We start from the raw sequence: 20,493 nt of genomic DNA, 5'->3' as shown, positions 1-20,493 counted from the left end.
GTACAGAAAGGGTGCTTAAGAGGCGCCCTTTTTTGTGATGTACAATGATATTTAATAATTTGTAGGAGTATTTGCAATTGAAAGATTAACTTATCTGATGAATCAGATTTTTAAAGTCTGGATGTTGAAATAAATTTACATTTATACGTAAAATATGAACAGTCAAATTGTAAAATCTTATCAAGAGGAAATAGAGTTAAAATATCAACTCTACAATAGTCTCTTTTTATCCTTACAGCTTGAGGCAGTTGAAAAAGCTGGGAATTTAATTCCATTACTATATCAATCTTCAACACAAGGATTGCAAAATGGTGAAGATCCTATTACCATCATTAAAAAGTTTTTTGCACATCATCAGGCAGATTTGTCAGAAGATGAGCAGAATGATTTTCTATTTAAAGTAATACAATATATCGAACGACAAATTGTATTGATTGATGCTTTAGAGGATGCTGCTTATAGTAAAATACACAGAATTAATGGTGAAAATTCTTATGCGTCAATAAGTGATAGGGTTAAAAAGGAAAATTTAATGGCTGAAATGGCAGAAGTCATTAAAGAATTTGGTGTAAGAGTGGTGCTTACAGCTCACCCAACACAATTCTATCCTTCTCAGGTGTTAGGTATTATTACGGATTTAATGGAGGCTATTAAAAAAGGTGAAGTAGCTGTAATTCGTGATTTATTAGGGCAGTTAGGTAAAACACCATTTTTTCAAAAGCAAAAACCAACACCTCTAGATGAAGCCAATCGTCTGACCTTTTATTTGCGCGATACTTTTTATCCTGCAATAGGACAGATTTTAGACAAAACAGCAGAAGATTATAAAGATTCTTTGGAGCAAAATAACGAGTTTGTATCATTAGGGTTTTGGCCAGGTGGAGATAGAGATGGTAATCCATTTGTGACTGTAGATACAACCAAACAGGTTGCAGCTCGTTTAAGAAATACGGTTACAAACTGTTATTTCAGAGATGTAAAAGAGCTTAAAAGACGTATAACTTTTGCCGGAGTACATGATAAGGTTGTTGAGATAGAAAGTATGCTTAAAGCAGAACTTGAAAATGCTACAGGAAAGGCAAATGTTGACTTAAATGAGTTTATCAAAAGAATTGATGAGGTAGAATCCTTAATTATCGAAAAGCATCAGGGCCTTTTTGTTGAGAAAGTACAGTCGCTGAAACGTAAGGTAAATAATTTTGGCTTCTATATGGCAAGTATTGATATTCGTCAGGATAGCAGAATTATTGCAAAAGCATTAAAAGAAGTGATTAAGGCTTACCCTGATATTTTACCTGCCGGAATTTTTGAGATGGGTGATGCGGAACAGATTCAGTTATTGATGAATGCTAAAGGTGTTGCTGATCCTAATGTGTTTGAAGATGAGGTGGTAAAAGATACAGTAGCATCTTATGGTGTTATCAAAGACATTCAGAAGGCAAATGGACAAAGAGGAGCGCATCGATATATTATCAGTAACTGTAGAGGACCTGTTGATGTAGCGCGTGTTTTAGCAATGTTTAGAATCTGTGGTTGGGGCTATGACGAGTTAACTGTTGATATTGTTCCTTTGTTTGAGACCATTGATGACTTAAAATATGCTGGGGAGGCCATGCAAACACTATATACAAATCCAACTTATCGTAAACATCTTAAAAATAGAGGCGACAGACAAACTGTTATGTTGGGATTCTCTGATGGAACAAAGGATGGTGGATATTTGATGGCTAACTGGGCAATATTTTCTGCTAAAGAAGATATTACACTTAAGTCCAGAGAGAGTGATGTTGAGGTGGTGTTTTTCGATGGACGAGGAGGACCTCCGGCACGAGGGGGTGGTAATGCACATCGCTTTTATGCAGCTATGGGTAAAAATATCGAAAGTCGTCAAATTCAAATGACAGTTCAAGGACAAACAATTAGTTCGCATTATGGTATTAAAGAAGCTGCTGCGCATAACCTGGGCTACCTTTTAACAGCTGGGTTATCAAACAGACTTTATAGTAAGCCGCAAAATCAGATGGATTCTTATCAGCATGAATTTATTGCTGAAATGGCTGAGTCAAGTTACAAAAAGTATTTGTCACTAAAAGAACATCCTTTGTTTGTTCCTTATTTGGAAGAAATAAGTACATTGAAATATTACGGTAAAGCAAATATTGGTAGTAGGCCTAGTAAAAGAGGTGGTGGTGATAAAATTAATTTTGAAGATTTAAGAGCTATTCCTTTTGTTGGAGCCTGGAGTCAGTTGAAGCAAAATGTTCCGGGTTTTTATGGTCTGGGATCGGCATTAAAGGAGCAGGAAGAAAAAGGTAATTTGCAGGCTTGTGTTGATTTATATAAAAACTCTATTTTCTTTAAAACTTTGCTTTCTAATAGTATGCAGAGTATGAGTAAAACAAGTTTTGAGTTAACTCGTTATTTAGAGAAACATGAAAAATTTGGAGCGTTTTGGAAAATCATTTACCATGAGTTTCTTTTAACTAAAGAAATGGTTCTGAAAGTTTCAGGTATGCCAGATCTACTGGATGATAATCCAAGAAGTCAGCAAAGTATTCGATTACGTGAAAAGATTGTACTTCCATTACTTATAATACAGCAGTATGCCTTAATGAAAATACATGAGGCTCAAGGTAAAGGAAAGGATATTCCTGTTGATGTATTTGAAAAAATGGTTATCAGGGCTATGTTTGGTAATATTAATGCGAGTCGTAATTCAGCATAAAAAGTATTAAGTATTCAGTCTCTAGTCTTCAGTCTTCAGGTTTAATAACTGGGAACTGTAGACTGAGTACTGAGAAGACTATTTACTGTCCTAATTCATCATATTTTAAGAAATCCTGAACCTCAAGGAAAGCTCTTTCCATTCTGACCATCTTGTCGATCATAAAACTGAAAATTTCAGGCCATTGAGCTGGAACCAGGTAATCACCTTTCATTTCTTTGTATACACGACAAACTTCTTCACCATGTTCTTTTTCATAGGCAAAGTCCCAGATTAAGGGTTCACCAAATTCATTTTCAAATATCTTTTTCGTTGCTTCTAGTTTTTCATAAATCATAAATCTTCTTGATTCATATTTAATGTTGATCTCAAGAGCAACTGCAATTTTTTCTCTGCCAACATCAAATCTAAGATCAACACCCTTAACTCCGGTTTTTTCTCCAATCCAATCTTTTACGCGTCCTCTTTGACCGGGAAGCTTTCTGGTGCGATTTCCAAGTTTTCTCCAAAATTCAAGTACTAATTCTTTTTTTTCTTCTTTTGAATACATAGTGCTTTATTCCTTTTTTTTACCAGAATTATATAGTGCAAAAAGCAGATACAGGCTGCCTAATCCGATTAAACTTCCTCCGTAGATTTCTGCATTAGGATAGGATCCGTGAATCATCCCAAATCCTAAAACAATACAAATAGCTGCAACAATACCAAGTTTCTTTTTCATATTTTTTCTTTCAATTGCCACATGGAACCCGCCGAAAAAACAATCATACATTTGTATGAATATTTTTATTTCGTCGATCTAATGATTCTCATGTCTTGTTTCTGTTTAATCTTTTTTATTATTCTGATGAAGCTTTATTTCCATCTGGTCTAATTCAGAGGGCTGCTTCATCTTTCATTAAAACAAGACGTATTGTAATTCCTTTTTGTTCAAAAAAAATGCCTGCAATATTTTGCAGGCATCAAATTTATATCTTTCTATAATTTTTTAAAAATTATATCTGACACCAAGAGTAATTCTGTTGTTAGAATAATCCTTTGTATCTGTAGGTTTTGATTTGCTTGTAAAGTCACTTCCATAAGATGCAATAGTATGGAGTAATTCTAATCCAACGGTCATTTTACCAGAAATAAATACAACACGAGGAGCAAAAGCTATTACTTTTTCAATATCAGAACCTCTTGTAAACATAGTTTCAGCTACAACTGATTCTTCTTTAGTTCCTAAGTTATTGGTTACACCACCAAATGCTCCAATCTGAACTTTTTTACCATTGGTATGAATATCTGTCCAATATGAGCTGATGTAAATAGGAAGGTATTCGCCTGCAACAGCAACTCCATTGTTTGCTTTGCTGGCTACGCCGCCAATCATTACCATATTAGTCATGCTACCACCATATATACCTTCTGCTTTAATAGTAAGTGCAGGCGTTTTATAGCGCAATGATAAATTTGCTTGCATGCTTGTTGTTGTATTTCCTGTTGCTACGGGTTTTTGATTTTTAACACCAAATGTTGCAGCTACAAATAGGTCTTTCTTAGCACCGTATTTTAATTGTAAATTCATTTCCGGGAAGTCAGCCTCTTCAACTTGTCTGGCACCTCCTGAATTTGCAAAATCTGCTTGCGACAAGGCAATGAATGATAAAGACAAATCTTGTCCTGCTTTGTAAGTATATCTGATTTGTGGTGCTCTACACAATGGATGAATAGGAGCTCCAACTACAAAGTTAACCATACCAGGGAAGTTCTCCGGAATAAAAAATGGATGCCATGTTTTACCAATCAATAATGCTGATTTGTCCCAATCCAGATTAATAAAAGCATGCCTTAATCTTACAACAAAATCACTTCCGTTTCCTGAAGTACCCATAAAGTCTCCTTCAATTTGGGCTGAAGTTTTTGCGCCAAAGGCATCCAGACTCTTAATTTTAACACCAAACCTGGTAATTCCGGCGCCAAAGTCATAAGATTTCTTGCTTCCACTTACTTCTTTTGGATATAAGTATACGTGATTTTGTCGGGAAGTCACACTTTCATGAGTATCCATCATTACATCAAAACCTACAAACCCGTATGGCTTAACTGTAATTTTCTGTTCTTCCTGTGCATTTGCATTTAGAGATAGCAAAACAATAAAGCAAAATAGTATTTTTTTCATTTTTAATGATTGATAGTTTCTTGTTTAAAATAAAATCTGTTTTTTTAAAAGGTAAAATATTACTTATTTGAACAAAGTCTTATTTTCCTGTTAAATAATGTTACATTAGTCGTTAAAGGCCGCAAAGGTATCTAAAATTATATACATGAAGAAAATTTTAAAATACTTATCAGCTCCATATCTTTTTATTTCATTACTAATCATTTTAGCTGTGTCAATGGGATTGGCCACATTTGTAGAAAATGATTTTGGAACAAATGCAGCCAAAGCATTGATTTACAATACGTGGTGGTTTGAGTTTTTGTTTGTTTTTTTAGGTGTAAATTTGCTTTTAAATGTCTTAAAACCATATATGTACGCCAAGGGTAAATTGGCTATTCTTATTTTTCATTTATCTTTTTTAATTATAGTAATTGGAGCCGCAATTACCCGATATGTTGGATATGAGGGGATTATGCATATTAGGGAGGGGCAGTCAACAGATGAATTCTTATCTGCCCAAACATATATTTCCGGTAAAATTGAGATGGCGGGAGAAAGTGTTTTCTTTGAGAAGGAAGTTTTTATGTCGGAAAAAAGCAAAGGTTATTTTTCTTTAAAGACTGATTTGTCAGGGAAAAACATAAGTATAAAGAGTGTGGACTATATTGAACAAACAAGTTTTATCCCACAGGAAAGTGAGTTTGGTAACCCTTACGTTACATTAGTAATTTCTGAAAAGCAATATGGACGTCAGAATGTTGGTTTGTTTTTGGGTGAAAAAGTGAAAGTGGGTGATTACCTTATATCCTTTGGTGAAGATTCTGTGGCTGATTTCTGTTTTTATCAGAAAAACGGACAATTAATGTTTACTTCCAAACATGATGTGTCTATTACTAATATGGCAGCTAATAAAAAAGAAGAGTTAGATTTAACTGCTCCACAAGTTTTTAAAGATAGGGTGTTGTATACAACTAATGATATACTGATTGTTCAAACTAAGTATCTTGAACATGCCGAACTTATGCCTGTAAGAGCTCAGATGGGAGCGCAAGGTGATTTTATGGAAACTGTAGTTTTGGAGGTAGATGTGGATGGAAAGACAGAGAAGTTGTTTGTTAGTGGAAATCAGGGCGCTTTGGGAGAAACAAAAGATATTAAAGTGGGAGATTTGAAAATTACAGTATCATATGGCGCAAAGGTTTTAAAAATACCGTTTAAATTACATCTTAATGAATTTCAGCTGGATCGCTATCCGGGTTCAGAAAGTCCTTCTTCATTTGCAAGTGAAGTGACATTGTTAGATGAAAAAGAAAGCAAAAAGGCAGATTTTAGAATATTTATGAATAATATCTTGAGTTATAAAGGTTATCGTTTTTACCAATCCTACTATGATAAAGATGAAAAGGGAACCTTTTTATCTGTAAATAAAGATTACTGGGGAACAACAATTACCTATACAGGATATTTATTAATGGCGATTTTTATGTTGTTATCCTTGGTGGCATCAAAAAGCAGGTTTCGATTTTTGACCAGAAAAATTAAGGATATTCAATTACAGAAAAAGAGTTTAATACTAATAGGGTTATTTTTTACCGGAACATTAATGTTCGGTCAGGATATTAATGATGTTTCAAAAATATCTCAGCAGCAAGCAGAAGAATTTGGCCAATTATGGGTACAGGATCATGGTGGTAGAATTAAGCCGATGAACTCGATGAATGGAGAGATTCTTAGAAAACTGGTAAAGCATAATACATTTAAGGGGTATTCGGCAGATTGGGTTGTGCTTAATATTTTGGTATATCCTGAATTGTGGGATAATATTCCGATGATAACAATTAAAACGGAAAGTATAAAACAAGCTGTTGGCAATACTGAAAAAAAAGCTGCGTTTAATGACTTTTTTACTGATAAAGAAACTTATAAGTTGGGTAAGGAGGTGGATATTGCCTACAGAACAAGGCCTTCAGACAGAACGAAAGAGCAAAATGATTTGATTAAGATTGATGAGCAGGTTAATGTTTATTATATGGCCAAAACCGGTAAGTTTTTACATTTGTTTCCTCTCCCTAATGATAAGAATTCAGAATGGGTAATGCCTGGTGGAAAGAGTGAATTATTATCAGATGAAGAAGGGCTTTTTGTTCGAAGTATTGTTGGTGAATATTTAAATACTTTAAAGAATGGAGATCATACAGAGACTTCGAAGTACATTGGTGCCATTAAGAAATATCAACAGCGCTATGGAGCTGATGTTTTGCCAGGAGAAACAGTAAAGAAACTTGAAATTTTATATAATAAAAGCAATATATTTTTAATGATAGCACCAGTGCTATTTATAATAGGAGTAATTCTTTTGTTATTTCAGTTTGTTTATTTGTTCTTGCCACATAAATCCTCTGGAATTGTTAATAAGTCAGGATTAATTTTAACTGCTGTTGGATTTTTAGTATGTACAGTTGGTCTGGCTATGAGATGGTATATTTCAGGACATGCACCTTGGAGTAATAGCTATGAATCCATGTTGTATATAGCTTGGTCTATGTTGTTGGCCGGACTAATTTTTGCAAAAAAATCACCAATTGTTTTGTCTGTTGCTGCTATATTTTCAGGAATTGTTCTTTTGGTTTCGCATTTAACCTGGATGAATCCGGAAATCACACCCTTAGTTCCTGTTTTAAAATCATATTGGCTTACAATTCATGTTGCTGTTATTGTCGCTAGTTATGGTTTTCTTGGTTTAGGTGCATTTTTAGCCTTCTTCAATCTTATTTTAATCGGTTTGCGAAAATCAGGAGATAAGAATCTGGATTTAACAATAGTTGAACTAAGTGCTATTATTGAAATGGGTTTAACAGTTGGTTTGTATTTAATGACAATAGGTTCTTTTTTAGGCGGAGTTTGGGCTAATGAATCCTGGGGAAGATATTGGGGATGGGACCCTAAAGAAACATGGTCCTTGGTAACGATTATTGTTTATGCAGTTATTCTGCATTTAAGGTTTATTCCATATTTAAAAGATGTGGTCACTTTTAATATAGCATCGCTGCTAGGATTTTTCTCTATTTTAATGACGTATCTAGGCGTTAATTATTATTTAGCTGGTATGCATTCATATGCCAAAGGAGATCCGGTTCCAATTCCTTCTTTTGTATATTATTTGGTAATCACTATTTTGGTTGTGGTTTTTAATGCCTGGTATCATTCTCAAAAGTCGCCGCGTAAGCTGGAATGGTAGTTATCTGTTTGTTTTCCAAAAATAATAAAAAGGTGTTTATTTAGTGTTGATAATTAAAAAAGTATTTAAGTATATAAGATGCTGAATATTTGTATTTTTGAATAAAACTGACAAGTTTCAATACAACAGTTTGGGGACGTAGAACGAAATAGTTTAAACCGGGATTGATAAATGAATAGAGAGAGTTTGGAAAATTCGTCCAGGCTTCATGCATTAGAGGCAGAAGTTAAGCACCTAAAAGGGTTGCTTAATAAAGTGTCTGCGCCTCATAAAGATATTAAGGGAAGTATAGATCATTGGCTTGAATTAAAATTAGAAGGGTTAATACAAAAACAGTTAGTATACGAGGATCTTGTGATAGCTGTTTTAAAAGAAATTGGGCGGAGTGTTGATATTGACCGGGTTTCAATCTATGATCATGATGATAGTTTAAACGGATATTTAGCCAAATATCAATGGTGTAATGATCGCTATCAGGAATATTATCCATCAGACCTTATCATTCAGGATAATGAAAATCCATTAATTAATCCAACTCACGAAAACGCCTTTACTACTTGTTTTTTAAATCAGGATTTGGAAAAATCTTTAGCGCTTAAATTTGAGATTTTTCAGGTTCAATCCCTTTTGATACTTTCTTATAGTAGTGCTGAAATTCAAAATGGCTTTGTTGTTTTTGAAACATGCTCTTTTAATAGAGAGTGGTATGATTTTGAAATACAGGAGCAAATATTAAATTTTAAAATAGTACTTTCTTATTTAAATAGTTATTGGTACAAAAAAAATGAAGAGAGGGATCTTTATTACAGAAATCTTTTACATAATGCTACTCGTTTAATCAGCAGGGATAAACAAACAAAAAAATCAATATATAAGATATTTGATTTAATTGGCAAAGGATTGCATTTAAGCAAAGTTTATTTTGTTCCCAAAGCAAGTTTTTCAAATCATCATGAGTTTTACTGGAGTAATAATCCCGAAGCTGAGGAAAATGGATTGATAGGCTTGGATGTGGAAAAGCTTATTGGAAATAAAAAAATAGAAGAAGCATTTATTTTTACTGCACAAAATCTTGCAAAAGAAAATATTGATGGAGCCAGTAATTGTAATGTGTCGGTAAATGCTATTGTTTGTAATACAGAAGCTCAAGGATGGCTTGTTACAGAATTTAAGGACGACACAGTAATTGATATTTTCAGGTATACACCATTTATAAATTCCATAGCCCATTTAGTATCAAGTTTGTTTTGTGATCTGTATCAGGAAAGTGAACTCAATACCCGATGCTTATATTTGCTGGAGGCAAACAGAGCTTTGACAATTAAAGAGTCGTTTCTGGAAGGAGTGTTGAAAAATGCTCCGGTTGGGATTGTTAAGTTAATAGATGGAACCGTAAAACTGATCAATGATAAGGTTTGTGAGATATTTGAATTAGGTTCGGAAGAGATCTTAAATAAACCTTTACAGGAGTTGCTTAATAATTCAGATACGCAACATTTGTTGGAGCAGATTAAAAGAGAGAATTCCGTCGCTAATAAAGTGTTTGAAATAAAAGTAGGTTTGTATACAAAAGTATTATCGGTATTAGGAAGTCTTGATTATTCAAATAAAGACAATGGCCATTTACTTTTTATTTCAGATGTTACTTCCCAATTTAATATTGATCAAAAATATAGTGAACTTAAAGATCGCTACGAAAAAATATTAGAAACATCCATTGATGGTGTAATAATTACAGATATCAATGCAAATGTAAAATTCATAAATAAATCAGCCCGCGAATTACTTCACTACGATTTAGTTGAAGCAAATCATTTAAATCTGGAATTGTTGTTGTCGCAAGATTCAACTACATTTTTCAATGAAATGCATGCTGTACTTTACTCTGGGAATCTTTACAGAGTATGTTCTTGTTTGAAAGATAAAGATGGAAAGAAAATAAATGTTGATTTGTGTGTTAATAAGATTTTGATCGATCATAAGGAGCATTATTATATAACCGTTCATGAAATTTCATTTGCACAAAGTCAGGATCCAATATTAGTAGCTAGTGAAAAAGAATTTAAACGATTGGCTCATAATTCTCCTGATATTATTTTACGATTGAATAGAGAGCGAAAAATATTGTTTTATAATGAAGCACTAATTAGTCATTTTTCTTTTTTAAAGGATAAAGAGGTTATCGGTAAATCGCTTACCGAGTTGAATGTTTATAATGAATTAGTTGGTTCTACCTGGAAATCAAAGATTGATGATGCCATAAACTTTAAAGAAAAAACTTCAATGGAGCTTGGTTTTAGTGATGAATCTCTTGATTTATATTTTGACTGGATTATAACTCCTGAATTGAATGATGCTGGTGAGGTTGACAGCTTGTTGGCTATTGGACGAAGTTTGACGGAACGCAAGAAATTTGAAAAGCAGCTGATGGAGGCTAAAGTAAAGGCAGAGGAATCGGATAAATTGAAATCTTCATTCCTGGCTAATATGAGTCATGAATTACGTACTCCATTAAATGCTATAGTTGGTTTTAGTGCGTTGTTAAGAGGTAGTGGAATTTCGGAAGAAGAGAAGGAAGATTACGTTGATGTTATTCATAAAAACTCAGATAGTTTAATGAGTTTGATAAATAATATTATTGATGTAGCGAAAATAGAAAGCGGAAAAATTTCGGTAGAGAAGGAGGAGGTTGATATACACGAAATTTTAAAATCTTTATATGCTGATTTCTCCCCTAAAATTGAAATTGAGCACAAGGGAAGGGTGAAGCTGTATCTGTCTATTCCTAAAAGTGAGAAATGTATTTTAATTTCGGATCCAATTCGTTTAAGGCAAATGTTGGTTAATTTGATTGGTAATGCCATTAAGTTTACTATCAAAGGCTTTATTGAATTTGGATATACAAGAGATGGAGATTTAATTCGTTTTTTTGTTAAAGATACAGGAATAGGAATATCGGAAGCAAAACAAAAGATTATATTTCAGCCTTTTAGGAAAGAGGTGGAATCAAATAACCAGATTTATGGAGGTACAGGTGTTGGATTGTCAATTTGTGAAAAGATTATTCAGGCACTTGGTGGAGAAATTGGTTTAAATTCAGAAAAAGGAGAAGGATCAGAATTTTTCTTTACGCATCCAATAGAAGTGGTTAATTCTGATGATATAAAAAATGTTATCTCACATAAAACAATAACCATATCAAATCCGGTTTTGCCAAAAAATTATTACTGGCCCAATAAATTAATATTGCTTGTAGATGAGAATAGTAGTTCGCATTTACAAATGAGAAAATTTATTGAAAAAACTGGTCTGACTTTAGTTTCTGCGAGAACTGCTGCAGGTGCAAGTAAGTTGCTTATGAATCGAAAAGATATTCATTTAGTGTTGATGGATTTAAAATTTCCGGATTCAACAGGACAGGAGTTGGTACAGGTAATAAAAGGTATGAATAAATCTATTCCTGTAATTGCACATTCAGAAGTGGCTGTTAATGGAAATTGCAGTGATATTCTGAATCAGGGTTTTGATGCTTGTATTTCAAAGCCAACTCAAAAGGATGAGTTATTAATGGTTATGGATAAGTTTTTAGTTGAAGCAAATAATACAAAATAAAAAATGTGTATCTCTTTTTTTATTGAGATACACATTTATAGAATCTAACAATAGGATTATTTAATTGTCGCCCATTGTCTTCGTTTTCATTATTTACTGAAAGCATAACTGTAGTTTTTGTCCTCTGAGTTAATAGATACTTGATACTCACCTCTTGGTAATGCTGAAATATCAAACTTCTTAGAAAATGTTTTGTCAGCAGTAAAAGTTTCAGTAAATATTTCTTCAGTATTAGAGCTAATTGTTACATCAACAGATTTTACTCCAAATGGAATATAGCTTACAATTAGTGTGTTATTAACAACGCTAGCAAATGAAGTGTTTGCGTTTGATGCTACAGCAGCGTGATCTGAATTAACAACAACTTTGTGGTTCTCTACAATAAATGGCTTTGAAAAATACTCAGTTCCTTTTGATTTTAAGTTTACAGAATAAGTTCCGTCAGCTAAATAAGAAAAATCTAATACCTTTTGAGTGAATCCTGCTTTGTTAATTACTTCTCTGTGGAAAATTTCTCCGCTAGTACCTTCAATTGTTAATACAGCACTTTTCTCACTTAAGTTGTTTAAAGATAAAACTGAGTAGTCAGTATCTAAATATGGAAAAATTGATACAGCTGGACTGGCAGTTTTTCCGTCTCCCTCTCCTGCAAAAGCAGTTACTCCTAAAGCAAACATTACTCCCAATGCGATGCCTTTAAAAAATTTACGTGTCTTCATAATTAAAATTGTTTTTGTTGTTTGTGTTGGTCAACTTTGGTAGGTTGACAGTACAAACATATGTATAATCTTGATAGGAGGCATTAAAATAGGGGGGTGTAGAGGTGTTGTTTTAAATTTAATTAAGTGTTTTTGAAAATGAGGTCAATTACTAACATATAGGAAATATAAAGTTAACAATAAGTTAACATTAGAAGGAGGAGTTAACAAACGGACTTATTTTTAACAAAAATGTGTATATAAAATAGGAGTTTGTTAAAAATGTATTTTAAAAATATGGGCAGTGTTAATATGTGTTTTTACGATATTAGCAGATTAAAAATTGGTTTTATTTTAATGGTGCTGATTTTTGAGGTTAGTATTTTGTGATTTAGGTTAGTAATTATTTTATGAGCTTGTTGAATGAGGGTATTTGTTTAAAACTATGGTTTAGGTATTTAATTACAAGAATAAAACAAAGGAAGTCGTGTTTATTGTTTGGATAATAGATAGCTAGTTCGATGTAAAGCAAAAAAAAATGTGTATCTCTATGTTTATTGAGATACACATCTATAAAATCTAAGAACAGGATTGTTTATCTGTTCCCCATTGTCTTCGTTTTCATTATTTACTGAAAGCATAACTGTAATTTTTGTCCGCAGAATTAATAGATACTTGATAGTTACCTTTTGGTAGTGCTGAGATATCAAACTTCTTAGAGAATGTTTTATCTGCAGTATAGGTTTCAGTAAATATTTCTTCAGAATCAGAGCTAATAGTTACGTCAACAGATTTTTTTCCAAATGGAATGTAGCTTACAGTTAATGTGTTGTCAACAACGTTAGCAAATGAAGTGTTTGCGTTAGATGCCACTTCTGTAATGTCTGAATCTACAACTACTTTGTGGTTTTTAACCATAAATGGTTTTGAAAAATACTCAGTACCTTTTGCTTTTAAGTTAACTGAATAAGATCCGTCAGCTAAATAAGAAAAATCCAATACTTTTTGAGTGAAACCGGCTTTGCTAATTACTTCTCTGTGGAAAACTTCTCCGTCAGTACCTTGTATTGTTAATACAGCACTTTTTTCACTTGAATTGTTTAATGATAAAACTGAGTAGTCAGTATCTAAATAAGGAAAAATTGATACAGCTGTGCTAACAGTTTTTCCATCACCTTCTCCTGCAAAAGCAGTTACTCCTAAAGCAAACATTACTCCCAATGTGATGCCTTTAAAAAAATTAAGTGTCTTCATAATAAAAGTTGTTTTTGTTGTTTGTATTGGTCAACTATGATAGGTTGACAATGCAAACATATGTATTATTTGAAGATTGAGGGTTAAAATAGGGGGGTGTGAGGGTGATGTTTTAATTTTTATTAAATATTTATGGAAAAGAGGTCTTTTGGTAATGTAGGAGAAATGTAAAGTTAACATTAAATTAACATAGAAAGGAGCTGTTAACAAAAGGGCGAATTTTTAACAAATATGTGCAGAAAAAACAAGGGTTTGTTAAAAAGGTAATTTGAAAATATCGGGTCTGTTAATATGTGTTTTTAGAATTTTCCACTTAGTGAAATGATGTAATTCCTTCCTGCAGAGCTGATTCCTGAGGCGAATGTTTTATAGTGAATATCGAATATGTTTTCTACAGAAAGCTGGATATGTATGTTTTTACTAATTTGTAATTGGTTGGCCCAGTTTAATGTAGTCCATGAAGGAAATCCATTTATAGTACCCTCCTCTTCATTATCTTCACCATAAGGTGAAACATCTTTTAAATCCTTTTTGCCCTGGTAATATAAATATAATTCGGTTTTGTACCACTTAGCTTTATACGATCCTGAAATTTTGCCAAACACAGGAGTTATGTGACCTAAAGGTTCTTTTGTTGAAGTAACTTCACCCTCGGTATAATTAATAGTAGCATGAAAAGAAGTATTTGCGAATGGAGACAAATTGATACCCGCAGAAATTCCTTTAATAGATGCCTTTTGAGCATTTGAATTTGTAACTATAGTATAAATGTCACCATCATATAAAAGGGTTTCTTGTGAATATGGAGTGTTGTATGTTCTAACAATGGCATCTTTTAGCCAGGTTTGATAAACAGAGAAGTTTATTAAAGCCAGTTCATTACAAAAAGATTTTGATGCTGATAGTTCAATGTTGTATGCAAACTCGGGTTTTAGATTTGGATTTGGTAAACTTATATCATCATTCTTAGCTCTGATCTTACCATAGTCATCAACGTTTGGAACTCTATAACCAGTTGTGAATACGCCATTAATTTTCCATTGATCTGTTGGAGTTAAAATAAGGCCAAAACTACCGGAAGGAGCTGTGTTTTTGTTATCAAGTTGTGTGATGATGGGTTCAAAGTATTTATCAGCTTTAAATTTTGACATGTAGTGGTAATGGCCTAATCTTAAACCTGCATTTAATTGTAATAAAGCATTAATTTTAGATTGATAGCTGATGTAAACTGCATAGGTATGTACATCAGTGCCTCCATTAGGATACCTGGTTGGCGCTACTTCTTTATTATCTGATTCCAGGTTATTGTAAAAGGCTGTTGAATTAACATTGTTATATAAATATTCAAGGCCATAGTTTATGCGACCTTCTTTATTAAGGTTCTTTGCCAGGTCTATATTAATGCTAAATGCATCAACTAACTCAATTTGATTAAGTTTTTCATTTGAATTAAACTTTCTGCTGTGTCTTGATTCTTCAGTGTTTTGATAGGCAATGGTTGTGTGTATGGAATTATAAAAGTGTGTTTCTTTATTGTAATAGCTATTTGCTGCTAAAAATAATCTTTCTTGTGGACCATAGTAATATTCGCTAAATTTTAAATAATCACCTTTGTAATCGTTAAGCTGATCAAATCGGCTGATATCTGAAGATGTGGAGTATTGCCCGTTTAAAACAATATGGTGGTTGGAATTAAGTTGAAAACTAAATTTTTGAATAAAGTCGTATTGTCGATATCCTGTAAATAGCTGTTTGTTCGGATTTTTGTTGTCAATCATATAATCAACGCCATCAATTCTTTTGCTATAGTGGTACATTTTGCCCCAATCATATGGCGAAATATTTTTTCGCCTGTTTTTACCCATAATTATATTTCCATAATCGCTATAGGAAACGCTGGAGAATGATGCTGTTTTCTTTCCTCCGATATTAAGGTGTAAACTTGATTTTTTACTATTTGTGGCTGTTTGGTTTTGAACAAATGCCCCACCATTAATAAGTGGTTTTTTGTCGGTAGAAAAAACAGGATCTTTTGTGATATAGCTGATGACGCCACCAAGTGCATCACTTCCGTACATTACGGACGAAGGTCCGAAAAGTATTTCTGTGTTGGTTAAAATATTTGGATCAATTGTAATGCTGTTTTGCAGGTGCCCGCTTCTGTAAATGGCATTATTCATTCTAACACCATCTAATACTAAAAGTATACGGTTTGCTTCAAATCCTCTTAAGTTTGGGCTTCCTCCGCCGCCCTGGCTTTTTTGAATACTAACATAACCTGTTGATGTTAAGATGTCAGCTGCGGTATTTGAATTTTTGTATTGGATGGTTTTGGGTGCTACAGTTTGTAAAAAATATGGAATTTCTTTTTTGTTTTCTTCAACTCTGTTTGCCGATACGATAAACTCATCGAGCGTAAATATTTTTGGAGTTAAATAAAACTTCATTTGCTTTATGTCCTTTGCTGCAAGCAATAGAAGATTGTAAGCTGGATGTTTTAACCATAGGTTAGCTTCCTCCGGAAACAAAGAAACATCAGCTATTCCACTATTATTTGTAGATGTGGAGATTTGCTCAGCTTCATCAAATATAATCACATTCGAAACAGGAAGAAGCGTTTCCTGATCATAAATGCTTATGCTTTGTGATTTTAAGGATAAAAAAGGGGCCAGGCAGAATAATAAAAGTATTAATAGCGTATTAAGTTGTTTCATTATAAGTATTTACTCAGAAATTAAGCTCTTTGCAGCCTCGTAAATACCTTCTTTATCAAAGCCGCATTCATGCTGTAGTTCTGTTTGAGTTCCATGATCAATAAATTTGTCAGGGACTCCTAATTTTTTAATGGTAGCATTATAATTATTTTCTACCATAAATTCAGTTACAGCACTTCCAATTCCTCCAATAATTGTTCCATCTTCTATTGTAATCACTTTTTTGTGTTTACTAAAAACCTGATGTAATAAATCTTCATCAATGGGTTTGCAGAATCGCAAATCGTATAGTGCCGCATAAATATTTTCATCCTTAAGTTTTTGACAAACTTGTAATGCCTTGTTGCATACAGGACCTAGAGTTAAGATAGCAATATCTTCACCATCTAATATTAACTCTCCTTTTCCTATTTCTATTTGTTGCATTGGGTTTTGCCATTCTGTTGTAGTTCCAATTCCTCTGGGGTATCGGATCACAAATGGTCCCTGGTTTGGAAGTTGAGCAGTAAACATTAAGTTCCTAAGCAGATGTTCATTTCTTGGGCTGGCAATAATTAAATTAGGAATAAGTCTGAAAAATGCAAGATCATAAACGCCATGATGGGTAGCTCCGTCTGCTCCTACAAGACCACCTCTGTCGAGACAGAATACCACGTTTAATTTCTGAATTGCCACATCATGTATAACCTGATCATAAGCTCGTTGCATAAATGATGAGTAGATGTTACAGAAAGGAACAAGACCGGAAATTGCCATTCCTGCAGAAAAGGTTACCGCATGTTGCTCTGCAATACCAACGTCAAATGCTCTGTCGGGCATCTTTTCCATCATAATGTTTAATGAGCAACCAGTAGGCATAGCTGGAGTAATCCCGACTATCTTATCATTTTTTTCAGCGAGTTCCACAATGGTGTTTCCAAAAACTTCCTGATATTTAGGAGGTTTTGGTTTTGAAGTAGGAACTTCTAATTTTTCTCCGGTTACCTTGTCAAATTTAGTTCCGGTAGCATGCCAGGCTGTTTGGTTTTCTTCTGCATACTTAAAACCTTTTCCTTTTTTTGTAATGCAGTGTAAAACTTTTGGCCCAGGAATAATCTTTAAATCATTAAGAACTTTTATCAGGTGGTTGATATCATGTCCATCCACAGGACCAAAATATCTGATGTTTAATCCTTCAAATATATTGGTTTGCTTAGTAAGTAATGATTTAATGCTATTGTTAATAGCCGTGATTTTATCTTTTGCGTTTGGACCTGTTATTTTTAGTTTTTCAAGTCCTTTAATCAGTTCGTTTCTTATTTTATTATAGGTATGCGATGTGGAAATGTCCACAAGATATTCGCTTAAACCTCCCACATTAGGATCAATGGCCATGTTGTTATCATTAAGTATGATAAGCATATTAGCCTTGGAACTACTCAAATTATTAAGACCTTCGAACGCTTGTCCGGCAGTCATACTTCCATCTCCAATAATGGCTACGGTTTGCCTGTCAAACTCTTTATTGAGCTTGGCTGCCATAGCAATACCTAACGCTGCAGAAATAGAAGTAGAAGAGTGTCCAACTCCAAAAGCATCATATTCGCTTTCAAAAATATTAGGGAAACCACTAATTCCTTTGTATTTTCTATTGGTATGAAAACGATCTTTTCTTCCGGTTAATATCTTATGACCGTATGCCTGATGACCTACATCCCAAATTAATTTGTCGTATGGAGTATTAAATACATAGTGGAGTGCAACAGTAAGTTCAATTACACCCAGACTAGCTCCAAAGTGTGCTGGATTACACGAAACAGCATCGATGATAAAGTCCCTAAGTTCCTGACATAATATAGGTAGGTCTTTTTCGTCAATTTTTTTTAAGTCGTCAGGAGTATTAACCTTTTGAAGAAAGCTGTTCCCTTTGTGTTCCATTCTTTTTACCTCGGGTGAAAATTTGTTGGGTGCAAATATAATATATTAGCGCGAAACAAACCTAATCAGAGTTTTTATAGTTAAAAAATATCAGCATCTTTGGGCTTATTAAAGTAATCAACACATTTTAATTCAAGTATTAATCATGAGTAATTTTAAAATATTAATTTTTTTAGCACTTGTATTTGGTTTGTTTTCATGCGTACCATTAAAGCAGTTTCAGGAATTGGAAGATAGATATGATTCCAATAAGAGTGAATTAAGAAGTCTGAAGCAGAATAATGAGGAGCTCGAAGTAAAAAATAATGAATTGTCTTCAGAATTAGAGCGACTTAAAAGTGCGGTTGATAAATTGGAAAAAGATACGGTAAGGTTAGCAAGAAAAGTGTGGTCCTTACAAAATAGAAATAAGGAACTTTCCGGACAATATAATAGTTATCTTGATGAGATGTTAAAAAACAATCAGGATAAATCCTCAGGAGATTTGTTAAAGCACTTGCAGACTTTGCATGAGGAACTTCAAAAGAGAGAAGATGATTTAATTGCTGCAGAAAGAGAGTTGGAGTTAAAGAAATCCGGACTTGACCAGGCCAAAAGTAATTTGATGGCAATGGAGCAGGAGTTGGAGCAAAGAAATAAGCGTCTTTATGAGTTGGAAGGAGCTTTGGCGGAAAAAGATTCTTTAATGAATGCTTTAAGAACTACGGTTGCAGATGCATTAACCGGATTTAACGATGATGAATTGGCCGTACATATTAAAAATGGAAAAGTTTATGTTTCCATGGAAGAGAAGTTATTGTTTAGTTCAGGTAGTTATCAGGTGAGCGCGGCCGGAGTGTCAGCATTAAATAAAATTGCTGGAGTTTTAGAACAAAAGAAAGATATTAATGTATTGGTAGAGGGACATACAGATGATGTGCCTTATAAAAGTACAGTTTTGCTCGATAATTGGGACCTGAGTGTTAAAAGGGCAACATCTGTTACCAGAATTTTATTAAAAGGAGGTAATATTGAGCCTTCAAGAATAACCGCAGCCGGACGAAGTGAGTATGTTCCAATTCAAAATGGAAAAACTCCGGAAGCAAGAAAGAAAAACAGAAGAACAGAAATTATTTTATCTCCTAATCTTGATCAGATTTTCAACATACTCGAAACCAATTAAGCGTTTAAAGGTATTTATATTATATACAAAAATTTATTTAGGAGCTTGTAGTTTTAATAAGCTCCTGAATTTATTTTGTTTACACTTTTCGTATTTCATTAGCAGGTTCAGTAAAAAAATGATGCGCTATAAAGGGTTTCCTATGGCGGTAAGTATTGAACCATTGAATATATGTAACCTGTCCTGTCCGGAATGTCCTACCGGATTAAAACTTATTAAAAGAAATAAAGGAAGCATCAATCCTGAATTATATCAGAAAATAATAGATCAAATTTCAAAACGTACATTTCTGGTGAATCTTTATTTTCAGGGAGAGCCATTAATGCATATAAAGTTATTTTCTCTGATAGCTTATGCAAAACAGAAAGGTCTTGTTGTTTCAACTTCTACAAATGCACAATATATAACTCCATTTATTGCGGAAAAGATTGTGGAATCAGGTTTGGATGAAATATTTATTTCACTGGATGGCATTACTCAGGATGTTTATGAAAAATACAGGGTTGGTGGTGACTTAAATAAAGTGTTGGATGGCATTAAAAATATTGTTGCGGCAAAGCAAAAATTTAATTCGAATCTTCCGATCATTCGTACCCAAATGTTGGCTTTCAGCTTTAATGAGCATCAAATCAATTCCTTTAAAAAAGAATCATATAAGTTAGGCGCAGATATAGCCGATGTGAAAACAGCTCAAATATTTGATGTTGAGTATAAAAAAGATCTGTTGCCTCATTCTGAGGACTTAACGAGATACAGAACGGATAATCTAAACTCGATAGGCTTAAAAGGAAAGATAAAAAATAGCTGTTGGAAGCACTGGTCATCGTTTGTTATAACCTGGGATGGAGATGTTGTTCCATGTTGTTTTGATAAGGATGCTCATTTTAAAATGGGAAACGTTCAGAATGAATCATTGAACCATATCTGGAATAATACCCAATATAATGAATTTAGAAAAACTATTTTGTTGCAACAAAATAGTTTTGAAATGTGTAATAATTGTCCGTTAAGTAGGGGCTAAGAGTTA

12 protein-coding genes are annotated in these 20,493 nt (G+C 33.4%); 5 read left to right on the top strand and 7 right to left on the bottom strand.

The annotated features are described in order from the left end of the window. Positions 1 to 154 precede the first annotated feature (154 nt). A complete protein-coding gene (locus tag OM075_RS05055; protein ID WP_301189393.1) occupies positions 155 to 2,725 on the top strand; it encodes a phosphoenolpyruvate carboxylase in 2,571 nt (856 codons plus the stop codon). 82 nt (positions 2,726 to 2,807) lie between these two features. Here OM075_RS05055 and OM075_RS05050 read toward each other — a convergent pair whose 3' ends face one another. The 3 genes from OM075_RS05050 to OM075_RS05040 all read right to left on the bottom strand — a co-directional run bounded on the left by OM075_RS05050 (position 2,808) and on the right by OM075_RS05040 (position 4,889). Then, a complete protein-coding gene (locus OM075_RS05050; RefSeq protein WP_301189392.1) occupies positions 2,808 to 3,275 on the bottom strand; it encodes a DUF4268 domain-containing protein in 468 nt (155 codons plus the stop codon). Positions 3,276 to 3,281: 6 nt separating this feature from the next. Continuing rightward, entirely contained in the window at positions 3,282 to 3,446 is a 165-nt protein-coding gene (locus OM075_RS05045; protein ID WP_301189391.1) for a hypothetical protein, read from the bottom strand. A gap of 267 nt (positions 3,447 to 3,713) precedes the next feature. Beyond that, positions 3,714 to 4,889 carry a DcaP family trimeric outer membrane transporter gene (locus OM075_RS05040; RefSeq protein WP_301189390.1) on the bottom strand — a complete coding sequence of 392 codons (1,176 nt, stop codon included), beginning with the start codon at positions 4,887 to 4,889 and terminating at the stop codon, positions 3,714 to 3,716. A gap of 145 nt (positions 4,890 to 5,034) precedes the next feature. On the opposite strand from OM075_RS05040, the gene OM075_RS05035 reads away from it, so the two are divergent. Further along, positions 5,035 to 8,109 (top strand): cytochrome c biogenesis protein, encoded by a 3,075-nt coding sequence (locus OM075_RS05035; RefSeq protein WP_301189389.1) that lies wholly within the window; start codon positions 5,035 to 5,037, stop codon positions 8,107 to 8,109. Positions 8,110 to 8,280: 171 nt separating this feature from the next. Then, a complete protein-coding gene (locus OM075_RS05030; RefSeq protein WP_301189388.1) occupies positions 8,281 to 11,721 on the top strand; it encodes a PAS domain-containing hybrid sensor histidine kinase/response regulator in 3,441 nt (1,146 codons plus the stop codon). A gap of 89 nt (positions 11,722 to 11,810) precedes the next feature. Here the strand turns inward: OM075_RS05030 and OM075_RS05025 are convergent, their stop codons facing one another. The 4 genes from OM075_RS05025 to dxs form a co-directional block, all read right to left on the bottom strand. Next, positions 11,811 to 12,440 (bottom strand): hypothetical protein, encoded by a 630-nt coding sequence (locus tag OM075_RS05025; RefSeq protein WP_301189387.1) that lies wholly within the window; start codon positions 12,438 to 12,440, stop codon positions 11,811 to 11,813. Positions 12,441 to 13,043: 603 nt separating this feature from the next. After that, on the bottom strand, positions 13,044 to 13,673 hold the full coding sequence (locus OM075_RS05020) for a T9SS type A sorting domain-containing protein (protein ID WP_301189386.1): 630 nt from the start codon (positions 13,671 to 13,673) through the stop codon (positions 13,044 to 13,046). Positions 13,674 to 13,972: 299 nt separating this feature from the next. Next, on the bottom strand, positions 13,973 to 16,387 hold the full coding sequence (locus tag OM075_RS05015) for a TonB-dependent receptor plug domain-containing protein (RefSeq protein WP_301189385.1): 2,415 nt from the start codon (positions 16,385 to 16,387) through the stop codon (positions 13,973 to 13,975). 9 nt (positions 16,388 to 16,396) lie between these two features. Further along, complete coding sequence (gene dxs, locus OM075_RS05010; RefSeq protein ID WP_301189384.1) at positions 16,397 to 18,304, bottom strand: 1-deoxy-D-xylulose-5-phosphate synthase; 1,908 nt, start codon at positions 18,302 to 18,304, stop codon at positions 16,397 to 16,399. Between the two features lie 145 nt (positions 18,305 to 18,449). On the opposite strand from dxs, the gene OM075_RS05005 reads away from it, so the two are divergent. Both OM075_RS05005 and OM075_RS05000 read left to right on the top strand, forming a co-directional pair. Then, positions 18,450 to 19,466, top strand: a complete 1,017-nt coding sequence (locus OM075_RS05005; protein WP_301189383.1) for an OmpA family protein — start codon at positions 18,450 to 18,452, stop codon at positions 19,464 to 19,466. A gap of 118 nt (positions 19,467 to 19,584) precedes the next feature. Further along, positions 19,585 to 20,487 carry a radical SAM/SPASM domain-containing protein gene (locus OM075_RS05000; protein WP_301189382.1) on the top strand — a complete coding sequence of 301 codons (903 nt, stop codon included), beginning with the start codon at positions 19,585 to 19,587 and terminating at the stop codon, positions 20,485 to 20,487. Positions 20,488 to 20,493: the final 6 nt, after the last annotated feature.

Origin of the sequence: Plebeiibacterium sediminum, assembly GCF_026013605.1 — a bacterium.
GTDB classification, from domain to species: domain Bacteria; phylum Bacteroidota; class Bacteroidia; order Bacteroidales; family Marinilabiliaceae; genus Saccharicrinis; species Saccharicrinis sediminus.
The sequence above is the reverse complement of the archived record's forward strand: the minus strand, read 5'-3'. Positions and strand labels throughout refer to the sequence as shown.

Excerpts from the sequence above, each read along its gene's own strand:
- OM075_RS05055 (WP_301189393.1), top strand. The coding sequence starts at position 155 with ATGAACAGTCAAATTGTAAAATCTTATCAAGAGGAAATAGAGTTAAAA.
- OM075_RS05050 (WP_301189392.1), bottom strand. The coding sequence starts at position 3,275 with ATGTATTCAAAAGAAGAAAAAAAAGAATTAGTACTTGAATTTTGGAGA.
- OM075_RS05045 (WP_301189391.1), bottom strand. The coding sequence starts at position 3,446 with ATGAAAAAGAAACTTGGTATTGTTGCAGCTATTTGTATTGTTTTAGGA.
- OM075_RS05040 (WP_301189390.1), bottom strand. The coding sequence starts at position 4,889 with ATGAAAAAAATACTATTTTGCTTTATTGTTTTGCTATCTCTAAATGCA.
- OM075_RS05035 (WP_301189389.1), top strand. The coding sequence starts at position 5,035 with ATGAAGAAAATTTTAAAATACTTATCAGCTCCATATCTTTTTATTTCA.
- OM075_RS05030 (WP_301189388.1), top strand. The coding sequence starts at position 8,281 with ATGAATAGAGAGAGTTTGGAAAATTCGTCCAGGCTTCATGCATTAGAG.
- OM075_RS05025 (WP_301189387.1), bottom strand. The coding sequence starts at position 12,440 with ATGAAGACACGTAAATTTTTTAAAGGCATCGCATTGGGAGTAATGTTT.
- OM075_RS05020 (WP_301189386.1), bottom strand. The coding sequence starts at position 13,673 with ATGAAGACACTTAATTTTTTTAAAGGCATCACATTGGGAGTAATGTTT.
- OM075_RS05015 (WP_301189385.1), bottom strand. The coding sequence starts at position 16,387 with ATGAAACAACTTAATACGCTATTAATACTTTTATTATTCTGCCTGGCC.
- dxs (WP_301189384.1), bottom strand. The coding sequence starts at position 18,304 with ATGGAACACAAAGGGAACAGCTTTCTTCAAAAGGTTAATACTCCTGAC.
- OM075_RS05005 (WP_301189383.1), top strand. The coding sequence starts at position 18,450 with ATGAGTAATTTTAAAATATTAATTTTTTTAGCACTTGTATTTGGTTTG.
- OM075_RS05000 (WP_301189382.1), top strand. The coding sequence starts at position 19,585 with ATGATGCGCTATAAAGGGTTTCCTATGGCGGTAAGTATTGAACCATTG.